Source organism: Pseudonocardia sp. SID8383 (assembly GCF_009864975.1).
GTDB lineage: Bacteria > Actinomycetota > Actinomycetes > Mycobacteriales > Pseudonocardiaceae > Pseudonocardia > Pseudonocardia alni.
The window spans coordinates 1-3,982 of record NZ_WWFY01000454.1 but is presented as its reverse complement, the minus strand read 5'-3'; the positions used below and the strand labels follow the sequence as shown (position 1 = coordinate 3,982).

Annotated in this window: 5 protein-coding genes; 3 read left to right on the top strand and 2 right to left on the bottom strand. The window is 75.4% G+C overall.

Translation table 11 applies throughout. The annotated features are described in order from the left end of the window. Window positions 1-1,014: 3-dehydroquinate synthase (gene aroB / locus GTW08_RS11115; protein ID WP_161151859.1), on the top strand; the 1,014-nt coding region annotated here is incomplete at its 5' end. An 18-nt stretch (window positions 1,015-1,032) separates the two neighbouring features. Here the strand turns inward: aroB and GTW08_RS11110 are convergent. Further along, window positions 1,033-1,617, bottom strand: a complete 585-nt coding sequence (locus tag GTW08_RS11110) for an HdeD family acid-resistance protein (RefSeq protein WP_073574682.1) — start codon at window positions 1,615-1,617, stop codon at window positions 1,033-1,035. A 140-nt stretch (window positions 1,618-1,757) separates the two neighbouring features. On the opposite strand from GTW08_RS11110, the gene GTW08_RS11105 reads away from it, so the two are divergent. Further along, a complete protein-coding gene (locus GTW08_RS11105; protein ID WP_073574683.1) occupies window positions 1,758-2,687 on the top strand; it encodes a YhjD/YihY/BrkB family envelope integrity protein in 930 nt (309 codons plus the stop codon). A gap of 170 nt (window positions 2,688-2,857) precedes the next feature. Here GTW08_RS11105 and GTW08_RS11100 read toward each other — a convergent pair whose 3' ends face one another. Continuing rightward, complete coding sequence (locus tag GTW08_RS11100; protein ID WP_062395645.1) at window positions 2,858-3,574, bottom strand: MBL fold metallo-hydrolase; 717 nt, start codon at window positions 3,572-3,574, stop codon at window positions 2,858-2,860. 46 nt (window positions 3,575-3,620) lie between these two features. On the opposite strand from GTW08_RS11100, the gene GTW08_RS11095 reads away from it, so the two are divergent. Further along, a partial coding sequence (locus tag GTW08_RS11095; RefSeq protein ID WP_202417020.1) for an aminopeptidase P family N-terminal domain-containing protein occupies window positions 3,621-3,982 on the top strand: 362 nt, incomplete at its 3' end.

Genomic DNA, 3,982 nt, shown 5'->3' with positions numbered 1-3,982 from the left:
GCCGCGCGGCTGGCCGAGGTCGTCGTCGGTACCGGGGCCGGCCGGGTCCTCGTGCTGCACCCGCCGACGCTCGCCGACCGCGCCGGTGCCGCCCGCGCCGAGCTGGAGGCCGCCGGGCTGGCCGCGTTCACCCACGAGGTGCCCGACGCCGAGGACGGCAAGTCCCTGGCCTCGCTGGCCGACTGCTGGGACGCCTGTGCCGGTGCCGCGCTGACCCGGGCCGACGTGGTCGTCGGGTTCGGCGGGGGAGCGGTCACCGACCTGGCGGGGTTCGTCGCCGCGACCTGGATGCGCGGGGTACGGGTCGTGCACGTCCCGACCACGCTGCTCGCGATGGTCGACGCCGCCGTCGGCGGGAAGACCGGCATCAACACCGCCGCCGGGAAGAACCTGGTGGGCGCCTTCCACGAGCCGTCCGCGGTGCTCGTCGACCTCGACACGCTGCGCACGCTGCCGCGTCCCGAGCTCGTCGCCGGGTCCGCGGAGGTGTGGAAGGCCGGGTTCATCGCCGACCCGGTCATCCTCGACCGCGTCCGCGCCGACCCGGCCGCCGCGCTGGACCCGGCCGGGCCGGTGCTCGGCGAGCTGGTGCGCCGCGCGATCCGGGTGAAGGCCGACGTCGTCGGGGCGGACCTGCGCGAGTCGCACCTGCGGGAGATCCTCAACTACGGCCACACCCTCGGCCACGCCGTGGAGCGCCGCGAGCGCTACCGGTGGCGGCACGGCAACGCCGTCGCGGTCGGCCTGGTGTTCGCCGCCGAGCTGGCCCGCGCCGCGGGGCGGCTCGACGACGCCACCGCCGACCTGCACCGCGAGGTGCTGGAGCTGGTCGGGCTGCCGACGCGCTACGAGCCCGGCGTGCTCGACGAGCTGACCGAGACCATGCGCGGGGACAAGAAGTCCCGGGCCGGGACGCTGCGCTTCGTCGTGCTCGACGGCCTCGCCGAGCCGGGGCGGCTGGAGGGCCCGGACCCGGCGCTGCTGGAGACCGCGTACGCCGCGATCTCCGGCTGAGACCGCGGTCGGTACACCTCAGCCGAGGGCGGGGTGGGTACGCGACCCGAATGCCTGCACGAGCAGCAGCACCCCTGCGGCCAGGGCGAACGCCCCGACCAGCCACAGCATCGCGAGGATGCCGGACGCCGGCCACACGAGCAGCAGGACGCCGAACAGCACGTCGAGCACGGCCCGTCCGGCGATCCACCCCCACGGACCGCCGTGCCGGCGGACCTCGTTGGCCGAGACCGCGGTGACGACTCCGGCGACGATCGCCCAGAACGCGACCACGTACAGGAAGAACAGCGCCGCGGTCCCGGGCAGCGCGAAGGCCGCCAGACCGGCGACGACCGACACCACGCCCTGCGCGACGGCACAGCCCCAGCCGGGTCGCTCGCCCCGGTGCCGGATCCCGAGCACGACCGCGACGACGCCGTCGACCAGCGCGTACGCGGCGAAGACGTAGATCAGCACCAGCAGGGCCAGGCCAGGGGTCACCAGCACGGCCAGCCCGAACAGCAGGACCAGGACACCGCGGAGTACGACGAGTCCGCGGACCCCGTGTGATGTGGCGTCCTCGGCGGTGGGCGCCCGTCCCGTTCCGTCACTCGCGTCGACCATGGTCGTGCTCCGTCCGGGTGGAGGGGTTGTGGCGGGTAACGGTCCCACCCGCACCGGAGCCGCGACCGGGGCGAAGGTCCCCCCGTGGCACCGGCGCTCCGGCGCGGATCGCGATGGGGGCCGTGGGAGAGGATGACCGGGTGCGCGACGTGATCCGGGACGGCCTGCGACGGCTCCGTGAGCTCCCCGCCCGGTCGTCCCTGGTGGGGCACGCCCGCCGGGCCGCCGACCGCTACCGCCACCAGCGCGGCAACCACCTGTCCGCCGCGGTCGCGTTCTACACCGTGATCGCGGCGGTGCCGCTGCTGCTCGTCCTGTTCTTCGCCCTCGGGCTGCTCGTGTTCTGGCGCACCACCTCCCGCGACGACCTGGTCCTCGCCGTCGAGGCGGCGTTCCCGGCCGGGCTGACCGGCGCCGTCGCCCCCGCCGTGGAGGCCGCCGCCGACCGCAGCGGGTCGCTCGTCGGGATCGGTGCGCTCGGGGTGCTGTGGGCCGGGTCGACGTGGACGTCGTACCTGCGGGAGGCGCTGTCGGCGCAGTTCCGGCTGCCCGCCGAGCGGATCGTCTCGCCGCGCCGGGTCCTGTGGGACCTGGGCGCGCTGGCCGTGCTCGGCGTCGCCGTCCTCGCCTCGGTGGTGGTGACGTTCGCCGTGACCGGGCTGGCCGGGTTCACCCTGGAGCTGGTCGGCGTCCGCGACGCGCTCGGCGGCCGGGTCGCGCTGCGGGTGCTCGGCGCCGTCGTGGTGCTGGTCCTGGACTGGGCCGTGTTCTGCTTCGTACTGGCCCGGCTGCCGCGCCGGCCGGTCCCGCCGGGCCGGGTCGTGCGTCCCGCCGCCGTCGGCGCGGTCGCGCTGGAGCTGCTCAAGCTCGGGGTCGCGCTCGTCGTCGGCGCCGTGTCCGACACCGCGGGCGGGGCCGTGTTCGGCACCGTGCTCGCGACGCTGTTCTTCCTGTTCCTGCTGTCGCGGCTGCTGGTGTTCTCCGCGGCGTGGATCGCGACCGACGGGACCGACCCCGCACCCCGGTCAGAGACCGACGTCGTCGAGGACCCGGCGCAGCGGGTCCGGTAGCCCCCGCAGGTCCAGCTCGGCGGCGAACAGCGCGTGCAGGGCGACGATCACCACGTCGGCGGGCGGGTGCCGCGACGCCGCGCGGGGGCCCCGAGCACCGCGGCGTCGCTGGCCCCCTCGACGAGCACCACCGCGGCCGGGGTCACGACCCGGCCGTCACGGTCCGACCGTCATGAACCGAACGCGGCCACGAACTGCTCGGCCGAGGTCGCCCGGTAGACGGTGTTGGTGGCCCGCACGTCGTCGAGCGGGGCGTTCGACGCCGGGGAGTACCGGTGCCCCGGGTAGACCGTCGGGTTGCCCTTCAGCGCGGCCAGCTGCTGCAGCGAGTGGTACATCTGCGCGGTGTCGCCGCCCGGGAAGTCGGTGCGCCCGCAGCCCTGCAGGAACAGCGTGTCCCCGGCGACGAGCCGGTCGCCGTCCGGGCCGGGCACCAGGAAGCACTGGCTGCCCGGGGTGTGGCCGGGGGTGTGCAGCAGCCGGATCGCGACGTTCCCCACCTCGACGACGTCGTCGTGGTCGTGCGGGGTCAGGTCGGTGGCCGACAGCCCGGTCACCCGCGTCACGTAGTCGGCCTCGGCGCGCTGCACGTGGATCGGCACCGGGTGCGACCCGATCAGCTGCGCGACGCCGACGAGGTCGAAGCCCATCATCGTGCCGCCGACGTGGTCGGGGTGGTGGTGCGTGGCCAGCACCCCGGTCAGGCGCATGCCGTCGGCGTCGAGGGTCGCGAGCAGCTCGTCGGGGGAGTAGGCCGGGTCGACGACGACGGCCTCGCGGGTCTCGTCGTCGCCGATCAGGTACGAGAAATTGACCATCTGGGTGGCCACCGGGTCACCCACGGCGTAGTCCTGGCCCGACAGCAGCTGGCGGAAGTAGAGACCCATGCCGGAGACCCTAGACAGCCGCGACACCGCACATAGGGTTCGGGCCATGTCCCACCCCGCCCGGCGCGACGCCCTGCGCGCCCTGCTCCCCGCCGCCGGACTGGACGCACTGTTGGTCACCGACCTGATCGACGTCCGGCACCTCACCGGGTTCACCGGCTCCAACGCCGCCGCGGTGATCGCCGCCGACCCGGGCGGCGACCTGCTCTGCACCGACGGGCGCTACCGGGTGCAGGCCGCGGAGCAGTGCCCCGGCCTGGAGGTCCTCGTCGACCGGCCGAGCGCGCCGGCCGCCGCGGCCCGGGTCCCCGCCGGGCTGACCCTCGGCTACGACTCGGCGACCCTCACCGTCGACGGGCTGGCCGCGGTCCGTGACGCCGTCCCCGGCCGCAGGTTGCGCCGCGCCCC